The 19,692-nt window shown below is 61.4% G+C and carries 15 protein-coding genes; 11 read left to right on the top strand and 4 right to left on the bottom strand.

Annotation, left to right across the window (positions count from 1 at the left end):
• Nucleotides 1–473: 473 nt before the first annotated feature.
• The 6 genes from ABH922_RS22590 (at nt 474) to ABH922_RS22565 (ending at nt 5,830) form a co-directional block, all read left to right on the top strand.
• A complete protein-coding gene (locus tag ABH922_RS22590) occupies nt 474–1,451 on the top strand; it encodes an ABC transporter substrate-binding protein (RefSeq protein ID WP_424809048.1) in 978 nt (325 codons plus the stop codon).
• 243 nt (nt 1,452–1,694) lie between these two features.
• A complete protein-coding gene (locus ABH922_RS22585; protein ID WP_424809047.1) occupies nt 1,695–2,672 on the top strand; it encodes an ABC transporter substrate-binding protein in 978 nt (325 codons plus the stop codon).
• A gap of 29 nt (nt 2,673–2,701) precedes the next feature.
• Nucleotides 2,702–3,478 (top strand): ABC transporter ATP-binding protein, encoded by a 777-nt coding sequence (locus tag ABH922_RS22580; protein WP_424809046.1) that lies wholly within the window; start codon nt 2,702–2,704, stop codon nt 3,476–3,478.
• Between the two features lies 1 nt (nt 3,479).
• Nucleotides 3,480–4,256, top strand: a complete 777-nt coding sequence (locus ABH922_RS22575) for an ABC transporter permease (protein WP_424809045.1) — start codon at nt 3,480–3,482, stop codon at nt 4,254–4,256.
• A 1-nt stretch (nt 4,257) separates the two neighbouring features.
• Nucleotides 4,258–5,037, top strand: coding sequence for an ABC transporter permease (locus tag ABH922_RS22570; protein ID WP_424809044.1), 780 nt, complete (start codon nt 4,258–4,260; stop codon nt 5,035–5,037).
• 37 nt (nt 5,038–5,074) lie between these two features.
• The gene (locus ABH922_RS22565) at nt 5,075–5,830 is read left to right on the top strand and encodes an SDR family NAD(P)-dependent oxidoreductase (RefSeq protein WP_424809043.1); all 756 of its coding nucleotides are present in this window, start codon (nt 5,075–5,077) and stop codon (nt 5,828–5,830) included.
• A gap of 74 nt (nt 5,831–5,904) precedes the next feature.
• On the opposite strand, the gene ABH922_RS22560 is transcribed toward ABH922_RS22565, so the two are convergent.
• The gene (locus tag ABH922_RS22560) at nt 5,905–6,765 is read right to left on the bottom strand and encodes an NAD(P)-dependent oxidoreductase (protein ID WP_424809042.1); all 861 of its coding nucleotides are present in this window, start codon (nt 6,763–6,765) and stop codon (nt 5,905–5,907) included.
• Between the two features lie 157 nt (nt 6,766–6,922).
• Nucleotides 6,923–7,645 carry a FadR/GntR family transcriptional regulator gene (locus tag ABH922_RS22555; protein WP_424809041.1) on the bottom strand — a complete coding sequence of 241 codons (723 nt, stop codon included), beginning with the start codon at nt 7,643–7,645 and terminating at the stop codon, nt 6,923–6,925.
• Nucleotides 7,646–7,835: 190 nt separating this feature from the next.
• Between ABH922_RS22555 and ABH922_RS22550 the strand changes: the two genes are divergently transcribed.
• A complete protein-coding gene (locus ABH922_RS22550) occupies nt 7,836–8,261 on the top strand; it encodes a VOC family protein (RefSeq protein ID WP_424809040.1) in 426 nt (141 codons plus the stop codon).
• Here the strand turns inward: ABH922_RS22550 and helR are convergent.
• Nucleotides 8,219–10,480, bottom strand: a complete 2,262-nt coding sequence (helR, locus tag ABH922_RS22545; RefSeq protein ID WP_424809039.1) for an RNA polymerase recycling motor ATPase HelR — start codon at nt 10,478–10,480, stop codon at nt 8,219–8,221. The genes ABH922_RS22550 and helR overlap by 43 nt on opposite strands.
• Nucleotides 10,481–10,748: 268 nt before the next feature.
• On the opposite strand from helR, the gene ABH922_RS22540 reads away from it, so the two are divergent.
• Nucleotides 10,749–12,284 (top strand): PucR family transcriptional regulator, encoded by a 1,536-nt coding sequence (locus ABH922_RS22540; protein WP_424809038.1) that lies wholly within the window; start codon nt 10,749–10,751, stop codon nt 12,282–12,284.
• Here the strand turns inward: ABH922_RS22540 and ABH922_RS22535 are convergent.
• Nucleotides 12,225–13,328, bottom strand: a complete 1,104-nt coding sequence (locus tag ABH922_RS22535; protein ID WP_424809037.1) for a transporter substrate-binding protein — start codon at nt 13,326–13,328, stop codon at nt 12,225–12,227. The genes ABH922_RS22540 and ABH922_RS22535 overlap by 60 nt on opposite strands.
• Before the next feature lie 334 nt (nt 13,329–13,662).
• On the opposite strand from ABH922_RS22535, the gene ABH922_RS22530 reads away from it, so the two are divergent.
• The 3 genes from ABH922_RS22530 to ABH922_RS22520 all read left to right on the top strand — a co-directional run bounded on the left by ABH922_RS22530 (nt 13,663) and on the right by ABH922_RS22520 (nt 19,545).
• Entirely contained in the window at nt 13,663–15,714 is a 2,052-nt protein-coding gene (locus ABH922_RS22530; RefSeq protein WP_424809036.1) for a hydantoinase/oxoprolinase family protein, read from the top strand.
• A 43-nt stretch (nt 15,715–15,757) separates the two neighbouring features.
• The gene (locus tag ABH922_RS22525) at nt 15,758–17,770 is read left to right on the top strand and encodes a hydantoinase B/oxoprolinase family protein (protein ID WP_424809035.1); all 2,013 of its coding nucleotides are present in this window, start codon (nt 15,758–15,760) and stop codon (nt 17,768–17,770) included.
• A 113-nt stretch (nt 17,771–17,883) separates the two neighbouring features.
• Nucleotides 17,884–19,545: a purine-cytosine permease family protein gene (locus ABH922_RS22520; RefSeq protein ID WP_424809034.1), complete on the top strand. Its 1,662-nt coding sequence runs from the start codon at nt 17,884–17,886 to the stop codon at nt 19,543–19,545.
• Nucleotides 19,546–19,692 lie beyond the last annotated feature (147 nt).

Raw genomic sequence — 19,692 nt, 5'->3', positions numbered from 1 at the left:
TAATTCGCTTCAGAAGGATCGAGTGTCGAACAGTGTGGTGTGTCGACTCGACGGGTTCGCGGTGGCGAACGGACGGGTATGTACCGCTCTTGTGTGAACTGTGGTCCGGCATTGCATCCTGCTTTTGGAATTGACTTACCAACCAACCTAATCGGGGCTTGTGACCCCACTCACGCGGCCAGGAAGGTATTCCTCTGAGTGGAACGAGTTCGACCAGGGTGCGATCTGGGCCAGGGCCCGAACATGCACGGTCGAACTCGACACCAGGTGCGCGGGGACGGTGGTTCAACTTGTTATCCGATCTAAATATACCGAAGGTCGTCTGCCGGTTTGCCGCCGGCCGGGACTCCTGTGATTCCTCTATGTGGAACTTATGTTCGCTCTATGCCCGTGTCGGTCTTACGCCCCGTAGAAATGCATCAAGCCAGTGATCGAGGTCACATGAATTGTCGCACCGACAGAGTGGAATGGATATGCGAGTTCCGAGAAAGAGTATTCGTGCCTTCGTGGCGTTGATCGCCGCGTCGGTGGCGTCCGTCGCGCTGGTGGCGTGTGGCAGCGGCGACGGTGATTCCAGCGGCGACGGCCCCACTCGGATCGCCGTGGTTCCGGGATTCGGCTCGCTGCCGATCCACGTGGCCGAAAAACAAGGTTTCTTCGCGGCACACGGTGTCGACGCGAAGGTGCTGGAGAATTCGAGTACTGCGAGTTTCGGTCCGGGGCTGGGTAAGCAGTTCGATTTCATCTTGAACACGCCGATGGACTTCATTGCCGCCGCGAGCAAGGGCATCGACATCTACGCGGTGACCAACATGTACGTCAATACGGTGACGGTGCCCAATAACGTGTTGGTGACCAAGGATCCGTCGATCCAGTCGTTGTCGGACCTGAAGGGCAAGCGCATCGGTGTGGTCTCGATGGCGGGCACCGGATACGGAACGTTGGTGTACGCGCTCGATCAGGCCGGGGTCAAGAAGGGTGATGCGACGCTGATCGCGACGCCGTTCCCGGATCAGTTCGATCAGCTCGAGTCCGGCAACATCGACGCGGCGCTGTCGGCATCACCGTTTTCCTCGTCAGTTCGGGGTAACGGTTACCGCACCATTGCGGACATCCCCCTCGAGGTAGGTGGTGAAGGATCGCCGAACGCGCTCTACAGCACCACATCCGAGTTCGCGGAGAAGAATCCGGATGTCGTACAGGGATTCCACGATGCGCTCGCCGAGGCCATCGAGTGGATCAGGGCTGACGAATCCCGTGCCCGCAGCGAGTTGGTGAGTTGGCTGGGTTTGCCGGAGAATATCGTTGCGGGTGCGGAGTTTCCGGTGTTCGCCACCGAGCTCGACTCGGCAACGTTGGACAAGTTCGTGATACCTGCCCAGGTCAGTGGACAAATAGAAGGTGACGCGCCGGATCTGGCGAAGAGAGTGTGGCCTGGGGCTTCGAACTGAGCTCACGTATGGTGGGCGGGAACGGCGGGTTCCGCGCTCCGAGCGGGCACAACCCAAGCGGTGCAGTCGGGATCGTAAACTGCGATTCTGCTACCGGGAACTCTCCGCCGAAATCCCCGATGCACGGCCACGACTGCGTACAACTGAGGCAGAAACCGTGACCGAGCTCATGGCCCGCGTGGCCTACGTGGAATGTCCGGGCGGCTAGAGAAACCAATCGAGTGAATGTTGGAGTCAAGAGATATGCGTGTTCCGAGAAAGAGTTTTCGTGCCTTCGTGGCGTTGATCGCCGCGTCGGTGGCATCCGTCGCGCTGGTGGCGTGTGGGAGTGGCGACGGTGACACCGGCGGAGACAGCCAGGTTCGGATCGCTGTTGTTCCCGGGTTCGGTTCGCTGCCGATTCGTGTCGCGGAGAAGGAAGGTTTCTTCGCGGCGCACGGTGTCGACGCGAAGGTGCTGGAGAATTCGAGTACTGCGAGTTTCGGTCCGGGGCTGGGTAAGCAGTTCGATTTCATCTTGAACACGCCGATGGACTTCATTGCCGCCGCGAGCAAGGGCATCGACATCTACGCGGTGACCAACATGCAACTCAACTCCGCATCCGCTGCGAACAACGCACTGGTGACCAAGGATCCGTCGATCCAGTCGTTGTCGGACCTGAAGGGCAAGCGCATCGGTGTGGTCTCGATGGCGGGCACCGGATACGGAACGTTGGTGTACGCGCTCGATCAGGCCGGGGTCAAGAAGGGTGATGCGACGCTGATCGCGACGCCGTTCCCGGATCAGTTCGATCAGCTCGAGTCCGGCAACATCGACGCAGCACTGTCGACCGTTCCGTTCTGGTCGGCTCTCGAGGATGCGGGATACCGTCTTGTCGTCGACGTCCCGCTCGAGGTGGGTGGCGAAGGTTCGCCGAACACGTTCTACTCCACCGGTAAGGAGTACGCGGAGTCGAACCCGGAGGTGGTCGAGGGCTTCCACGCTGCGATTGCCGACGCGATCGAGTGGATCCAGGCCGATCCGGCCCGTGCACGAGCTGTAACCCAGGAATGGCTCGGACTGCCCGCCGACGTCGTGAACAAGGCGCCACTTCCCGTCATGGGAACGAAGCTCGAGCCGTCCATGCTCGAGAAGTTCGTGCCGGCTGCCGAGGTCAGTGGTCAGCTGACCGGTTCCGCGCCCAATTTCGACGACCTGGTCTGGTCGGGAGCAGCACAGTGAGCGCGGATACCGGAAATCAGAGAGCCTCCGTGGGCACCGATTCTGCGCATCTGGCTTACCGCGTCCAGGACGCGTCCGTGTGGCTCACCGGTCACCAGGGCAAACGCGAGATCTTGCGTAACCTCGATTTCTCGATCAAGTCCGGTGAGATCGTCGGTATCATCGGTAGATCCGGTACCGGTAAGACCACGCTGCTGCGCTTGCTCGGTGGTCTCGTCCAGGCGACGTCCGGTTCGGTCCAGCTGATCGGCCAGCCGCTGACCGGACCTACGCGCGACGCTGTCACGGTGTTCCAGGACTACGTCAACGCGCTGTTGCCGTGGCGCACTGTCGAGCGGAACGTCGCCTTGCCACTCGAACGCACGTTGTCGCGTCAGGAGCGGCGCGAGCGGGTGGCCGAGACGCTTCGTCTCGTCGGCCTCGGCGACAAGGGAAACGAGCACCCGTGGCGTCTCTCCGGTGGTATGCAGCAGCGAGTTCAGATCGCACGGGCTCTCGCGATGCGCCCGAAGGTGCTTCTCATGGACGAACCGTTCGGCGCACTCGACGCGCTGACCCGAGCAACACTGCAGGACGAGGTGCTGCGAGTCCAGGAGAGTACCGGGGCCACAATCATTTTCATCACCCACGACATCGACGAGGCCGCCTACCTGGCAGATCGAGTACTGGTTGTCGCCAACTCGCCTGGAGAACTCGTCGAAGAGATCGTGTGCGACCTCCCCCGACCCCGCGATCAGCTCCTGACTCGCGAACTGCCGGAGTATCTCGAGGTACGCCACCGGCTCGGTATTGCGTTGGGAGCCTAGCGTGTCTGTACTTCGTAGCGTGAAGGCAGTGAACTGGACCGGTCTGGGGGTGATCGTTCTGGTTCTGGTGCTGTGGCAAGTCGCGGTCGACACGGGAATTCTGTCTCTGCGGAATCTTCCGTCACCGATAGCGGTGGCACAGTCCTTCGGGAAGCTCACCGGTGTAGGAGAGGCGGTAGGGCATACGCTGCTCGTTGCTCTGGTGGCCTTCGTCTCGGCACTGGTGATCGGCGCCGCAGTCGGCCTGATCCTGGGGCTCTCGGGATTCGTTCGCACCTTCGCGAACGGGTCGCTCGACTTCCTCCGCACCCTGCCGGTGGTGGCATTGATGCCCGTTGCCCTGCTCGTGTGGGGCCCGTCGACGAAAACCGAGATCATCGTCGCGACGTACGCCTCGCTGTGGCCGGTCGCCGTCAACGTCTCCAGTGGCGTTGCTCGGATACATCCGCAGCTTCGTGAGATGGCGCGGAGCCTGAAGTTGAGCAAGTGGGAGAATCTCACGAAAATTGTTGTGCCGGCAGCGGTTCCCTCGCTTCTGGTCGGAGCCCGGCTTGCCCTGACCAGCGCATTGGTCATTGCGATCGTCGCAGAAATGCTGGTGAATCCCAGCGGTCTGGGTTGGGCACTCTCCCGCGCACAGTCCGGAATGCAACCAGGCCAGATGTGGGCCTACGTGGCTATCATCGCAGTGATCGGACTCGTCCTCAACGCAATCGTGGTGTTCACCGTCGAACGGCTCGTGCCTGGCGGGCGTCCACTTCCCAAGGGACGAGGCTGATATGACGACTAGTACTCTCTCGCGTGCTCGTGAACTACTGCGTGGTCCGAAGGTTCTCCTCGGACTTCTGCCCTTGGCGCTCGGGCTCGTCCTGTGGCAGTTACTCGGTGACGAGCGTTCGCTTTCCTTCCCGCCGCCGTCCACTTGGATCGACTCGCTTCGGAACCTGCACGATCAGGGTCTCCTGATCGGCGCAGTGCAGATGACACTCAAGACCTTTTCGCTCTCGTTGGTGGTGGCAACGGTTTTCGGCGTCCTACTCGGCGTGCTGATCGGTGGCTCGGCGAAAGCGGACCGGGCACTGGGCCCCCTTCTCGAACTGATCAGGGTCATTCCGCCGCCTGCGTTGGTTCCGGTGATCGCAGTCCTGCTCGGTCCTTCGACGAGTTCGGGAGTCACCATTGTGACATTGGCGATCGTGTGGCCGATCTTGTTGAGCACGGCGACGTCGTTGCGTCAGGTCCCGGCAGTACGGCGTGAGGCCGCGGTCAGCATGGGGTTGTCGAGGACCGATACGTTCTTCAAAGTGGTGGCACCTTCCCTGATCCCGGGTGTTCTCGTCGGTATCAGGGTGGCGATCTCCGTGTCGCTGGTGGTTACCCTGCTCGCGGATATCCTCGGCGTCGGTCAAGGTCTCGGCGCGCTGATTTCCGAACGGCAGCAAAGTCTCGACGCGCCTGCGGTGTGGGGATTGCTGTTGTTGATCGGAATCTTCGGATTCGTTCTCAACGGGCTGCTCAATGTGATCGAACGTCGATTGTTGCGGAACCACCCGTCGTGAGACGGTCGGTGCGAGAACAACGAAACGAAAGAATGTGATGACACAAGATCAACCTCAAACCCATGCCGGACGTCTTGCCGTGGTCACGGGTGCGGCTCGCGGAATCGGACAGGCTCTGTGCACCGCGCTGGCGGCCCGTGGCGCCGACGTGGTCGGAGTCGACATCCTCGAGATGGGCGAGACCGGCGAATTGGTCGCCGGTCTCGGCCGGAACTGGGAGTCGATTCAGACCGACATCACCGATCCAGACGAGGTGGCTCGCATCGGTTCGATGGTCGCGGGCCTCGGCGGGGCGCATATTCTGGTCAACAATGCCGCCATCGACGATGGAATCTCTTGGGATGAACTGGACTTGGATGTCTGGCGTAAAGTCCTCACCGTCGATCTCGAAGCTCCGTTCCTCCTCTGCAAGGCGCTGGTGCCGCAGATGCGGAAACACGAATGGGGCAGAATCGTCAACATCGCTTCCGGTGTCGTCATGAATCCGATGCCGCGCTTCGTCGCCTACCGTGCGGCCAAGATGGGGCTGATCGGCTTTTCGCGGGCATTGGCCACGGAGGTCGGCGATGACGGGATCACCGTCAACGTCGTGAGTCCGGGAATGACGGTGACGACGATGGCCAGGGATTCGCTCGGCGAGGAGACAGTTCAGGCCGCTGCTCGGGCCCGGGCAATTCATCGGGTTGCCGAACCGCAAGACATCGCGGGTGCAGTGCTGTTCGCGTCTTCGGACGACTGCCGATTCGTGACCGGTCAGACCCTCATGGCGAACGGTGGAGCCTACTTCGTGTGACCCGGTTCGGTGCCGCATCTCAATGAGGGAGTTTGCGGCACCGAACTTTCGGCTACGCCGACCCTCTCAGCTGCTCAGCTGACACCCGTTTCCCACAGCTTGACGAGCGCCGCCATGTCCTCGTCGGCCCACCCCTGTGAATCGGCCAGGGCAAAGTGTTGCTTCACCATTTCCGCCAGCGGCAACGGCACCCCCACTCGGTCGCCCTCGTCGCGAATGATGCCCAGATCCTTCAGGATCAGTGACACGGGTGTGGCACCGGAGAAATCTCTCGAGACGAAACGTGGAATGTTACGGGAGAGCATGACCGATCCCCCGAACGACGAACCGACCAGGTCGAGAACGACCTTCGGGTCGGCGCCGAGTGCGGTTCCCAGTACGGTCGCCTCCGCGATGGCTGCGGTGTGAATACCCACCAGAAGTTGATTGACCAGCTTGACGGCCTGACCGGTCCCGACCGGGCCGCAGAGGCGGATGGTCTTGCCGAACGACTCGAAGGCGGGAAGTGCTCGCTGGTAGTCGTTTTCGTCGCCACCAACCATGACTGTCAAAGATCCGGCCTCGGCGCCGGCGGGACCGCCGGAGACCGGAGCGTCGAGAAACCCGGCACCGCGTGCGCTGACGAGTTCTGCACAGAACCGGTTGGTCCCGATGTCGACTGTGGAGTGGTCGATATAGACCTGCCCGGCCGCTGCGTTGTCGGCAAGTTCCGCGTACACGGCCTGGACAGCGTCGACGGTGGGCAGGGCGGTCAGCACCAACTCGGAACCCTCAGCGGCGGCAGTCGCCGAGGGCGCGGCACTCGCTCCACGTGATTCGGCGGCTTCGACCGCCGCACTCGACCGATTGTGAACTTTGACGTCGTGCCCGGAAGCGATCAGTCGCTCCACCATGGGGAGACCCATCTTGCCGATGCCGATGAATGCCAGTTGCATGTTCGTCTCGTCCTTTCGAGGTGGCCGACGGCCTCGAGGGACGAAGACACCTTTCGAATTCCGTGGCTGCAACCGAACGGTATCAGATCGGACGATTGATCGACCAATTTTGTCACGACGTGCACTGCGGGAACGGGCCTGTTGTTTGCGTGCCGCCTCACCGGGTCTCGGCGAGGGTGTCCTTCAGAAGTGCGGTGACTCGTTGGATATGGGCGCGCATCGCCTCCGCTGCTGCGGACGTATTCCTGAGTCGGACGGCGTCGAAGATCTTTCGGTGTTCGTCGCACAATGCGGACGTGTCCTGTTCGGCGGCGACGACGCGGCCGATCCAGACCTCGAGGAGTGATTGAATGCTGGTCAGTATTCCGGCGAGTACCTGGTTGTGCGCTGCTACTGCAACCGCGAGATGAAAGGCCTTGTCGGCCTTGATGAACGACGGCCAGTCTGGCGCAGTCTGCATGGCGACCAGTTCTGATTCGATAGAGGCCAGTTCGTCGTCGGAACGTCGTTCGGCGGCCAGGGTTGCCAAGGCGACCTCCACGTACGATCTGGTTTCGACCATCTCGAGCGTCCGGGTCGCCTTCAGGAGCAGTCCCCACTCGATCACTTTCGGGAGGAAGTCCGAGTCGGCCTGGTTGAGGTACATTCCGTCACCGATGCGAACGTCCAGTAACCCCATCAGTTGCAGGGGTTTTACCGCATCGCGCAATGAGGATCTTCCGACGCCCAGGAGTTGCGCGAGGGTGCGCTCGGACGGCAATCGTTGGCCGGGTTGCACGGCACCCGAGAGCAGGTAGTCGACCAGTCGTCTGGCAATTTCCGCCACCATCGACTCGGGTCTGTCCATACGTTCGAGACCTGTCGATTTGTGCTCTGCCATGTCGTCCACCATACGAGAGTGGAGGGTTGCGTATGTCGAGGCCTTGCCTGTCGCATATTGGTCGACCAATTGACCGATAGGAGATTGCTGCGTACTCTGCCCAGTGACACAGTCCTTCGTCGCTGCTCGAGCCCGTGAGGTTGCAGTAATCGGAGGACACGCCACCGACTGCACCTGAAAGACGGTTTACATGACGAGTACGTTTCCCATCGGCGAATCCGGTGCGGCAGTGACACGAATCGATCACATCGGAATCGTCGTCGAAGACCTGGACGAGGCAATCGCGCATTTCATCACGCGTTACGGATTTCGGCAGGATTCGCGACAATTGATCGACGCAGTGGGGGCAGAGAGTGCGTTCCTCAGCGTTGCCGGGCAGTCCGTGCAGTTGCTGAAACCCAACGCTCCCGGCCCCATTCGAAGCTACCTGGAAGAGAAGGGGCAAGGAGTGCATCACCTTTGTCTGGAAGTTCCGAGCATCGAGGATGCGCTGCAAGCACTGCCCGGTGAACTCGAGACGCCCGTAGTCACCGGAGGGCGTGGTAAGCGAACCTGTTTCCTCGCCGACGATCGTCACGGCGTCGTCATCGAATTGTCGCAGGTTCCGCAACTCTGATCTCGTGCGGTGAGCTCTGCCAATTCCCGTGGCAACGCACTCACGTGCAGGATGCCCAGCCGCTGAGTCGAGCGGGTGAGAGCGACATACAATTGAGCGGCACCACGAGGGCTTTCGGCGACGATTCGTTCCGGTTCGACCACCAACACGGCATCGAACTCGAGCCCTTTGGTTTCCGAAACCGCCGTCGTGCCCGCCGAGCCGGCTGGTCCGAGGACGATGCTGTTTCCCTCGCGCGCAGATTCGGCACGCACGAAACTTTCTATCGCGGATGGTAACTCGCTTTCGTCCACGCGAAGGGACCAGGGTCGGATTCCACACGAACGGACCGACTCCGGCGGGGTGACGTCCGGCGCGAATTCGGCGAGGACAGCTGTGGCGACGGCCATGATCTCCGATGGGGTGCGATAGTTCACCGACAGTGATCGGTACACCCAGCGGTCCGGGACATACGGATCCAGCATTGCATCCCACGAGAGTGCCCCGGCGGCCGATCTGCGTTGCGCGAGATCGCCTACCACCGTGAACGATCGGCTCGGGCAGCGACGCATCAATACTCGCCAGTCCATCGCCGAGAGCTCCTGAGCTTCGTCGACCACTACGTGTCGATAGGTCCAGTTTCGGTCTGTTGCAGCGCGTTCGGCGAGTGCCCGGGTGTCACGCTCGACGAAGCGATCAGCCAGATCTTCGCCGTAGAGCATGTCCTGTGCGATCAGATGATCCTCATCGTCCATGAGGTCTTCGTGACTTATCAAGGTATCCAAAACATCTGCTGCATAATCGATCTCGGATCGACGTTTTTGCTCGGCCGCCTTGTCTTCGACCGTGTCCTGGCCCAGCATGTCGGTCAACTCGTCGAGCAATGGTACGTCCGATACCGTCCAGGCCGCGCCGTTCGCGCGGTAGAGGTCTCGACCGGCGCCTGCCGAACTCAGCCGCTCCGATGATGTGTACAACTGCGCCAGTAATATTTCCGGTGTCAATGTCGGCCATAGTTCGTCCAGCGCGGCACTGAAAGTGCGGTTCTCGATCAGCTCGAGGCGGAGACCGTCCCGCATCTGCTCCCACGCCTGCCGGTCGGACCGCGTCAGCCAGCCCTTGCCGATCCGGATGATGGCGCGTTCGGTGAGGGCCCACGTGAGGATGTCGACGAACACGGCGCGTGCCGCGTTGTGGGGTAGTCCGCTCGCGCGCGCCTCCTCGCGGCCCCAGTCCGCTGTTTCCGCGTCCAGGTGCACGGTGACTCCCGACAAGTCGATCGGTATCGCCTCTTCGGGGATACGTTGTCGATCGGCGACAGCAGCTACGAGAACGTCCAGTATCTGGAGCGATCCCTTGGCTTGTGCGGTCTCCGGTTCGTCCTCTGCGGTGGCGTGCAGCCCGGGCACCAGATCGCCGGTGCTCGTGAACACCACGTCGGACTCGCCCAGCGACGGCAGTACCTGACTGATGTGGTCCAAGAAGGCGGGGTTGGGGCCGACGACGAGCACACCGTGACGTTCCATTTGCTCCCGTTGGGTATAGAGGAGGTAGGCGACGCGGTGCAGTGCCACGACGGTCTTTCCGGTTCCTGGTCCACCTTCGACGACCAGCACTCCCTGATGGTCGAGTCGGACTATGTCGTCCTGTTCGCTCTGGATCGTTGCGACTATGTCGCGCATCCCATCGCCGCGTGGCGCATCGATGGCTGCCAGTAGCGCTGAATCTCCACGGCTTCCGCGCGCTATGGCATCCGGACGTCCCAGTAGTTCGTCGGTGAAGTCGACTACCGCGTGCCCACGGGTGTGGAATTGGCGGCGCCTGCGCATGTTCTCCGGACTTGCACCGGTGGCGACGTAGAACGCTCGCGAAGCGGGTGCTCGCCAGTCGAGGAGCACCGGCTCGTAGTCGTTGTCTTTGTCCAGGAGCCCGATCCGGCCGACGTAGGTGCGTTCACCCGTGACGGCATCGAGTCTGCCGAAGCACAGTCCGTTGTCGGCGACCTCCAACCGCTTGGCTTCCTTGAACAGCGCCCGCACCTTCGCGTCCCGCTCGACGAGCGCTCCGCCGTTCTGTGTGTCGACCGGGCTCCGTAATGCTTCGTCGTATTCGGCTCTCACCCGGGCGCGCTCGGCGGCGAGGCGAACGTACAGCTCGTCCACGTAACTCTGTTCGGACCGCAATTCGTCTTCGTATGTGTGGGTGCGCACAAGCCCTCGCTTTCTGGTTCGGTCCGCCATTGTGCGGCATCACCCAGGCCTTGCCGCAAGCCCCGGGGTGCGCTATACATTGGAGTGGGAAAAGAGTCGAACTCCCTTCCGCGCTCCACATCGTGAGCAGACAATTTCTTCGTGGTGAGCAACGTGCCGCCCGGCCTTCTCATCCGGATTTCTCGATTGTGTCGAACAACACGCGGTGTCGCCGGCTCATCCGGTCTCCAGCGGTCGAGAGAACTGCTGTAAGGCTTCATAATCGGGCTCATGGTCTCGAAGCGCAGAGGGAGGTACGTTGGCCACGATAGGCGATCTGATCGATCGGGTGGGTTTACGTTCCCTCACGCCTGGGGCCGTCGAAAGGGCGCGGGATCGCCAGCTCTCCGCTTTCTGTCGGATCGATCCCACAGTGCAGATCACGGTTGCGCCGGGCAGTTTGATCTACCTTCCGGCTGCGGTGTGGTCGGCGTTCTCGAACGTCGACGCTGTCTTCGGTGAGGTGCGATCAGGAGTTGGTGCCGTAGTCGACAACGACGATTGCAACCTGCCACCGGAATTCGTGACCGAATGCGTCAGAGAGTCGCTTCCCGTGTTCCTGTTGCCGAAATCCATTCCGTTCGAGGATCTACCGGCTCGTCTTCGCACGGTATCCGGCGGTCTCGACCGGGATTCCAGCGTGGACGCGATCGCCGATGTGATCGACAGTTTCACCAGAGGCACCGATGTCCGGGTGTGGGTAGTGACGGAAGGGTGTGTTCTCACCGGGTCCACTTCGACAACCACGGACCTTCCGTTCAAGATTCTCTCGCGCACTCAGGTTCCGGTGGAGAAGATTTCGAGTGAATCGGCGGGTGTCCACACGCGGCTCGCCGGGTCGGGTCACGCACTTGTGTTGACGAATCCGAATCGTCGGCCCTGGGATCTGCGGTGGGTCGGTGATCTAGCCCATCGGATCGACACGGTGATGCAGGCCCTCGCGGTGACTCGGGCGGCGAGGCAACTCGCCGAGAGTACGTTGATCCGGGAACTGGTCGAGGCGAAAGTGACGTCAGCGGGCCTCGATCCGTGGGTTCGGTCGCTGGGCCTGGAACAGGGGAGCCGCATTCGCGCGGTATCGGTTGTGGTGCCGGAGTCGTCGAGTTGCCGAGTGGACACCGTGGTGGCAGGACTGCAGGATCTGGCGCTCCGCGGCGGTGGAACATCGGTGTGTGGAGCTCACGGAGGCAATGCGTACGCCCTCGTCACGATGAACGGCGATTCGGGGTCGGAAAACGGCGACGGCAGCAACACTTTCGACAGGCATCTCGGCGTCCTGAAGAGTCTCTTCGTCGAGCGCCACCACTGTACGTTGACGGTCGGTACCAGTTCGTGTGTACTCGGGAGCAGCGACGATCTGGTCCGTGGGTTGATCAGCGCACGGCAGATGGCCGACCGTCACATCCGTTCTGTCGACCTCGACAGCCATTCGATTCCGCTTCCGGAGCCGTTGGTGGCGACGTTGCTGGCAAACGAGCCACGATTGGTGGACGTTCTCTACCGGGCGCTACTCGAGCCCGTCGTCGACTACGACGAGAAGAAGGGCTCGTGTTATCTGGCGACGATGCGAACTTTTCTCGCACTCGACGGACAGTGGGGCGCAACCGCATCGGAGTTGGGAATACACATCAACACCTTGCGTTACCGACTGGTCCGTATCGAACGTCTGACGGGGCGTGGGTTGCACACCAGCGCGGATCGAGCAGACTTCTACACGGCGCTGGCGTTACACGAGTCAGCGCGGAACAGACACAGGGATGCTCTCCGACCACCAGGGCTGGGGGAGTCGGGGTGAGAACTCTTCGACGATGTCGTAGTCGCCGTCGTACGCCCGTCCGACGTACGACGGGTGCGCACTGTAGTGATTGCTACGAAAGTAGAAGGGCAGACCTTCCGGACTTCCGTCGAACCGAACGCAGAGCAGCGCGTCGCAGAGATCTGCAGGATCGAGTGATCCGGACTGCTGTGCGGCCAGGTGCAGAGCGTGCACGGCGTTGTACGCGCCGACTTGCGCTGCATGGGTTCGGTGTTGTCCCCGAACATCCTGCAATGCTCGGCGATAGGCTGCGTTGGCGTCGGAGGTGATTCTGGAGAAGTAGGTGCCGACCATGAAGTGGCCGTCACTGACCTCGGACGACATCTGAGCGAGATCCATTGCGGTGGTCACTGTTGCGGCAATCGGAAGGGAGTTCGACGTGTGACCGGCGTCGTGGAACTGTGAGTAGAAGGCTGTCGTCGAATCCCGCCCGACAAGATTGCAGACGACCACGTCAGGACGCTTGCGTCGAATGTCGTCGAGTACGTCCGAGAAGGAAGTCTCCCCGAAGGGCACGTAGCGGTCACCGACGATGTCGACGTCCCAGATCTGCCCGAGTCGACAAATCGCCTCGCCGAGTACTCGCGGATAGATGTAGTCGGATCCGACGATGTACACACGTCGCCCGAGTGACCGCGCGATCCAGCCGATGTAGTCCGCCAGGAATTGGTTCGGTGCTGCACCACAGTAGAAGACACGCGGATCGGTCTCTTCGCCTTCGAAGTACGTTGGATACATCAGGAGCGAACGGTTGGCGGAAATCGCCGGTCTCATCGCCACTCGACTGGCAGAGGTGTATCCACCGACGACCACGTCCACCGAATCGCGTCGGCACAGTTGGTCGATGCCGTGTGCGGCCCGCCCGACCTCGGAGCAGTCGTCGAACACCGCGACCGTCAATTCCTCACCGAGAGTTCCACCGACCGAGTTGATTTCGTGGACCGCGAGTAGCGCACCGTCCAGAATGGATTGTTCCATCACTGACTGTGCTCCGGTGAGCGAGTACACCATTCCGATCTTCACTCGTCCCCTCCTCGCGGGTACCGGTGCCACAACGGTGGCGGTTCCACCCACCATACGGTCTGTCCGTGCCTCGCACACGACGACGCGATGTGACACTCGACCGAGTGAGCCGTACGTTTCGATTCGGTGACCACGCATTTCGTCCTGATGTCCGATATCTGGACGTAACCCGGATCGTGGAACCGTCGCTGCAGGTAGATGCGCTGTTTCGGCTCTCGGCTTGTGTGAATCTCCAGTACGACTTCAGCGGTACCTGGGTGAAGAGCCAATTGTCCGTTTCGTCGGCGGAGAGTTGTGTTGTCCGTGGACAGCGACAAATCCCCAGGAGGGCAACATGACCGAAGCCATCACCACGCCGGGAAAGATCCGAACCGCGGTCGACATCGGCGGAACCTTCACCGACGTGTTCGTCCAGCATGCGGACGGCCGGATCATCACGGCCAAGTACCCGACTCAGGCCGATCCGATCGAGGGTGTCCTCGCCGGGATGAATCAAGCCGGGGTGAACTGGGAGGACGTCGAATTCTTCTCTCATGGAACGACGATCGCGACCAATGCTCTGATCACCCGAAATTTTCCTCGCATCGCGCTGGTGACCACCGAGGGATTTCGTGACGTCATCGAGATCCGACGAGGTGATCGTGAGAGCTGGGATCCGTATCAGGAAGTCGCCGAGCCCTTCGTGCCACGCCGACACCGACTTACGGTGCGCGAGCGGGTCGGGTACGACGGCACCGTGCTCGAGCCTCTCGACGAGGAGCAGGCACGGGACCTCGCGAGAATTTTGCGTCGCCGCGGAGTCGAAACCGTGGCAGTGTGTTTCGTCAACTCCTTCACCAACCCGGATCACGAGAATCGGATGGCGGAAATTCTCGCGGAGGAACTGCCCGGAGTCGCCGTCACGACGTCGAGCGACGTTCATCCCGAGATCTTCGAGTACGAACGGTTTTCGACGACCGTGGCAAATGCGGCGCTGGTGCCGATCATCGGCCCGTACGCACGCACCCTCGAAGGCCGGTTGGAGGAAAGCGGCTACACCAACGACGTTCTGCTTCTGCACTCGGGCGGCGGCGTCATGACACCGAAGATGGCCGAGAAGTACGGAGCGCGCCTCGCTGCATCCGGCATAGCAGCCGGTGCCATCGCCAGTCGCCACATAGCCCGGACCTGCGGCTACGAGAACTCGATCGGCTTCGACATGGGCGGAACGTCGACCGATGTTTCGCTGACGGACAACGGCGTATTGGGAACGACGAACAGGTGGAGCGTCGAATTCGGGTACCCGATCTGCTTCCCCAGCATCGAGGTTCTCACTATCGGAGCAGGTGGAGGGTCGATCGCCTGGCTCGATGATGCAGAATCGCTTCGGAACGGACCGCAGTCGGCGGGATCCGAGCCAGGGCCGGCGTGTTACGGCGCGGGCGGTGAATTCGCTACCAACACCGACGCCAATCTTGTTCTCGGTACTGTCGGCAAGAAGCTGGCAGGTGGAGTCAAGGAACTCGACGAGTCTCGGGCGCGTGCTGCCATCGAGAAAGTTGCTACTCCACTCGGCCTCGACGTCGACGCGGCAGCTCAGTCGATCATCAAGGTAGCCAACGCGAATATGGCGGATGCCGTTCGGCTCATCTCGATCCGTAAGGGGCACGATCCCCGGGATTTCGCCCTCGTCGGATTCGGCGGTGCCGGACCGCTGCACGCGGCCTACCTGGCCAAGGACCTGGGAATCCCGACGGTGATCGTTCCGCCGCACCCCGGCGTGACGTCCGCGATGGGATGCATGCTCGTCGACATTCAGCACGATCTCACCAAGATGTACCTCGCTGAAGCTGCCGATGCCGACCTCGCGCATCTCGCGAAGTCGTTCCGGGAACTCGAGCAGCAGGGGCGCGAACGCCTGACCGCCGAGCATGTCGACGAGGCGGACATGATCTTCGAGTTCTACCTGGACATGCGGTATCTGGGGCAGTGGCGGGCGATCGCCGTCCCGGTTGCCGTTCCACTCGCCGATCTCACCGACGTCATCGCGACGTTCCACGCCACTCACCTCAAGGAGCACAACTTCGCCGCGGAGGACGCAGGAGTGGAGATCTACCGAATCCTGGTCCGCGCCATCGGACTGACCCCGCGAGCCGACGTGACACCTGCCGAACCCGTGGACCCGGCCGACTTCACACCCGTGGCCACGGAGATCCGTCAGGTTCTGTTCCCGGACGAGGACGTTCGCCTGGCCACTCCGGTGTACGAGCGCACCGAACTGCCGGCCGGCGCCGTCTTTTCCGGGCCGTGCATCGTCGACCAGCTGGATTCGACCACTGTCGTTCCACCTCGAACCACAGCTCGAGTCGACGTGTGGGGCAACCTCATTCTCGAATTCTCGGCATGACCTTCCATAGTCCACGATCAACTTCACACGAGGGACAGACATCATGACTACATCATTGGATCCGGTGACCTTCGAAGTCCTCAAGAACGCCTTCATCAATACCGTCGACCAGATGGCTGAACAGATCCTACGAACTTGCTACTCGTTCGTGATCTATTCACGTGATTTCTCGTCGGCGATCTGTGACACCGAAGGCAACACCGTCATGCAGGGAACGGGCGACATCGCGGCGCACGTCGGCACATTGCACTACACCGCCAAAGCGGTGATCCGTCAGTTCGACAGTGACATCCATCCAGGGGACGTCTTCGTCATCAACGACGTCTACGAGGGTGGAAGCCATTTCAACGACACCCGCATCATCCGGCCGATCTACTACGAGGGTGAGCTTCTCGGATATGCACAGGCGAACGGTCACTGGGCGGATGTGGGTGGTGCCACCCCCGGATCGTTCAACGTGAACGCGCTCGATCACATGGGTGAGGGCCTGCGGATTCCGCCGACCCGATTGTGGAGCAAGGACGAGTTCCTCGAAGACGTCGCCTATCTCATCGCGAAGAACACCCGAAACCCTCGTGACATCATCGGGGACATGCAGGCGCAGGCGGAAGCCACCCGCGTTGCCGAACGCGAAATCCAGCGCCTGTGCGACAAGTACGGTGTGGAGACGATCAAGACGGCGATGGCGGAGGTTCAGGACTACGTCGAGGATCTGACCCGCGCCAAGATCGCAGCTCTTCCCGACGGGGTCTGGTACACCGAGGATTACATCGACCAGGATCCGGCGCTGGGAGAGGGTTTGATTCCGGTCACCATGAAGATGACCATCAAAGGAGACTCGGTTCACTACGACCTCAGTGATTCACACGCCTCCATCTCGTCGATGCTCAACGCCGGCTTCGGCGGTTCGTTCGCCGGCATCGTCGCGGGCACCAAGATGCAATTTCCGGACATACCATTGAATTCCGGATTCTATCGAGTGGTGACAGCGGATCTCGGTCCGCTCGGATCGGTGGTCAATGCCGACTGGCCGTCGCCGTGTGCCGGCTTCTGTTCAGGCCCGTTCGAGAAGATCATGAGTTCGGTGTTCGAGATCTGGTCGGACATCCAACCGGAGCGGGCGATGGCTTGTACGTTCAATCTCGAGTACCTTCTCGTCGGTGGACGCGACGAGCGTGAGAACGGAAGCCCCAACTTCATGTGGTACGACTGGATGATGGGCGGGTGGGGTGCACGAAACGGCGCGGACGGATACAACGCGTCGGCGGCGGTGTTCGGAGTTCAGTACGGCACACAGCCTTTCGAAGGTCAGGAACGGCTCGCGCCGGTACTCACCTCTTGTCATGATCTGGTGCCCGATTCCGGTGGCCCGGGAAAGTACCGAGGCGGACTGGGAGCAGAGAAGGGTGGTCGACTCTGGGCGAGCAACAAGACCGTGATGTCCTACTGCTGTGATCGGGAACGGTCGGTCACCTGGGGACTGTGGGGTGGACTGCCATCCATTCCGCACGGAGTGTGGCTCAACAAGGGCACGGAGGAGGAGCGGTATCTCGGATCGATCTTCGCGGCGATTCCGATCAAATCGGGAGACGAGTTCACCCGTCCCTCGGCCGGCGGTGGTGGCCTGGGTGATCCGTTGCAGCGTGAGCTGGGTGCTGTTCTCGAAGACGTCATCGACGGATATGTGAGTATCGAACGCGCAGAGAAAGATTACGGCGTGGTGGTCAAGGAGGTCGATCCCGAGATCTTCGAATACGAGATCGACACCGATGCGACGGGCAAGGCACGAGAGTACATTCGGAACAATCGGCACTCTTGGATGGAACGGGATCCGCAGGAAGTGTCGTCGGAGTACCGGTCGGGTCTGATCAACGAGATGGATTGTGTTCGCCAGTACGGCGTGATTCTCGAATGGGGTAGTGGTGAAGTACTCGAGAAGACCACCGGCCAGTTCCGCGCGATGCTTCAGCGACGAACCGTCGTGCACTGGACCGACGATCCCGAGATCGACTATGTCAAAGGAACTCTGACCGTAGCCGAGGTCGCGGCTCTGTGACCCTCGAGCCCGGGCGCCTTGCACGAACCGAGGCGCCCGGGTGCAGTTCCATTCCATTCACATCAGTGTCCAGATGGCAACGGCGCCAGGGAACGTCATCGTAAAGGATCACCATGTCACTATCTCCAGGCCCGGGTGAGACCGGCCTACCCGCGCTCGTCGTGTCGAGCGTCGACGATCCAAAGGTATTGGAACGTGCTGCTGCAGAGGACTACTCGATGCATATTGTTCCACTGTCGTGGCGCAGCGGGCGTCTGTCGATCTCGATGGCGTGGTTCGGGCTCATGAGTGCGATGTTCTGGGTAGTGGTGGGGAGCACCGTGACACTCGCAGTCGGAACTGTCGACACGCTGATCGGTATCGCTCTCTCCGCAATCAGCTACGGCGCCATCAACTCGGTGGTCGCCCGATATGCAGCAAAAACGGGAACCAGCGTATCGCTCTTCTCGCGGGCTCTGTTCGGTCGGGCCGGCTCGGCGTTTGCGGCGGCACTGTTCGGCGCGACGATCACCTACTACGTCGTGGCCGAGGGTGCGATCGTGGCCAGTGCGCTGCATGCGTACATCCCGGTCGTTCCGATAGCTCTGTGCGCCTTGATCGTCGTCGTCTACCAGGCCCCGTTGGCGATGCGAGGAATAGCAACCTGGCTGGACAAGATCAACGGTTTCCTGCTCCCGCTGTACCTGGTGGGGCTCGTCGGTTCCGTCGTCTGGGCGATCGTGCGCTACGGATACAGTAACGACTGGCTCACATTCGAACCGGCCGGTGCTGCCGATCTCGGAGTTCCCGGCTGGTGGTTCGCGTACACGGTGTACATGGGAGTGTGGGTGGTCACCATGATGGCCTGGGACTTCGCTCGGTTCGGTCGACCCGCGGACGCGAAGTTCAACGGGCGGGTCACGTTCGGCACTCCGTTCTACGTCATGACGTTGTTCGTCAACGCGGTGGTGGGGATATTCCTGGCGCACACGATCGAGATCTCCGGAGCGCTGAACGAAGAATCCGCGATCCTCGGAGTCGTCTCGATGATGGGATTTTGGGGACTACTGTGGGTTGTCGTGAGTCAGACTCGTGTCAACGCGGGAAACTTCTACCTGGCTTCGACGAATGTCCAGAACTTCTTCGCACGAGTATTCAATCTGTCTCTTCCACGGGTGTTCTGGTTGGGCGTCGTGGCTGTGATCGTCTACGTCATGATGCTCACGAATGTGCTCACCTGGATTCTTCAGGCATTGAGCTATCAAGGTGTCATCATCGTCAGCTGGGTGGCGATCGCGCTCACTCACATTCTGGTCACCACGCGGGGCACGTTTGCCCACGTCCCGCCTGCCGAGTTCCGGCCGGGCCGAGTTCCGTCGGTGAACCCGGCCGGCGTGTTCGCGTGGGGTGTGTCGTCCGTGGTGGGTGTGTTGATGGTCGCCTTCGGTGCAACCGCGGGCTCGGTCTGGGCACCACCGGTGAGTTGTGTTCTGGCAGTTGTCCTGTACCTACTGGCATTGCGATTCTCGAAGCCGAACTGGTTTGTTCTCGATCGCCCGTTCGACCCGCGCATCGAAGTCGACGATCCCTGGGAGTCGCGAGTGCGGTGCCACAGATGCGAGGACTCGTACATCGCGTACGAGATGGATCGTGATCCGTCTGCGAGCCATCAGGCCATCTGCCTGGCCTGTGCGTCGAACACGCCCGGTTTCCTGAGGGCCGCCGAGGCCGAGGCGGGGCGCAGTGCGGAGAGCATCGTCGAATCCGCCGCCGAGAAGGACCGCTCCATGAGCTGAGTGCACAGGACCCTGGACGCTCGTCTTCGCCCTGCGCCCGAACCGGTGTGGGGTGGGGGCGAGCGGGCCGGCGTACGCATTGGCTCAGCAGCTAATTGTCATGGTGTTGAACGAATGTCAGTATCCGTGCGCTTCAACATCGCAGCC

It is taken from the genome of Rhodococcus sp. 27YEA15, assembly GCF_049739425.1.
GTDB lineage: Bacteria > Actinomycetota > Actinomycetes > Mycobacteriales > Mycobacteriaceae > Rhodococcus_F.
Note: the sequence above shows the minus strand (reverse complement) of the source record. Positions and strands in the feature narration are given on the sequence as shown.

Excerpts from the sequence above, each read along its gene's own strand:
- ABH922_RS22585 (WP_424809047.1), top strand. The coding sequence starts at position 1,695 with ATGCGTGTTCCGAGAAAGAGTTTTCGTGCCTTCGTGGCGTTGATCGCC.
- ABH922_RS22565 (WP_424809043.1), top strand. The coding sequence starts at position 5,075 with ATGACACAAGATCAACCTCAAACCCATGCCGGACGTCTTGCCGTGGTC.
- helR (WP_424809039.1), bottom strand. The coding sequence starts at position 10,480 with ATGGCGGACCGAACCAGAAAGCGAGGGCTTGTGCGCACCCACACATAC.
- ABH922_RS22570 (WP_424809044.1), top strand. The coding sequence starts at position 4,258 with ATGACGACTAGTACTCTCTCGCGTGCTCGTGAACTACTGCGTGGTCCG.
- ABH922_RS22530 (WP_424809036.1), top strand. The coding sequence starts at position 13,663 with ATGACCGAAGCCATCACCACGCCGGGAAAGATCCGAACCGCGGTCGAC.
- ABH922_RS22525 (WP_424809035.1), top strand. The coding sequence starts at position 15,758 with ATGACTACATCATTGGATCCGGTGACCTTCGAAGTCCTCAAGAACGCC.
- ABH922_RS22590 (WP_424809048.1), top strand. The coding sequence starts at position 474 with ATGCGAGTTCCGAGAAAGAGTATTCGTGCCTTCGTGGCGTTGATCGCC.
- ABH922_RS22555 (WP_424809041.1), bottom strand. The coding sequence starts at position 7,645 with ATGGCAGAGCACAAATCGACAGGTCTCGAACGTATGGACAGACCCGAG.
- ABH922_RS22520 (WP_424809034.1), top strand. The coding sequence starts at position 17,884 with ATGTCACTATCTCCAGGCCCGGGTGAGACCGGCCTACCCGCGCTCGTC.
- ABH922_RS22560 (WP_424809042.1), bottom strand. The coding sequence starts at position 6,765 with ATGCAACTGGCATTCATCGGCATCGGCAAGATGGGTCTCCCCATGGTG.
- ABH922_RS22550 (WP_424809040.1), top strand. The coding sequence starts at position 7,836 with ATGACGAGTACGTTTCCCATCGGCGAATCCGGTGCGGCAGTGACACGA.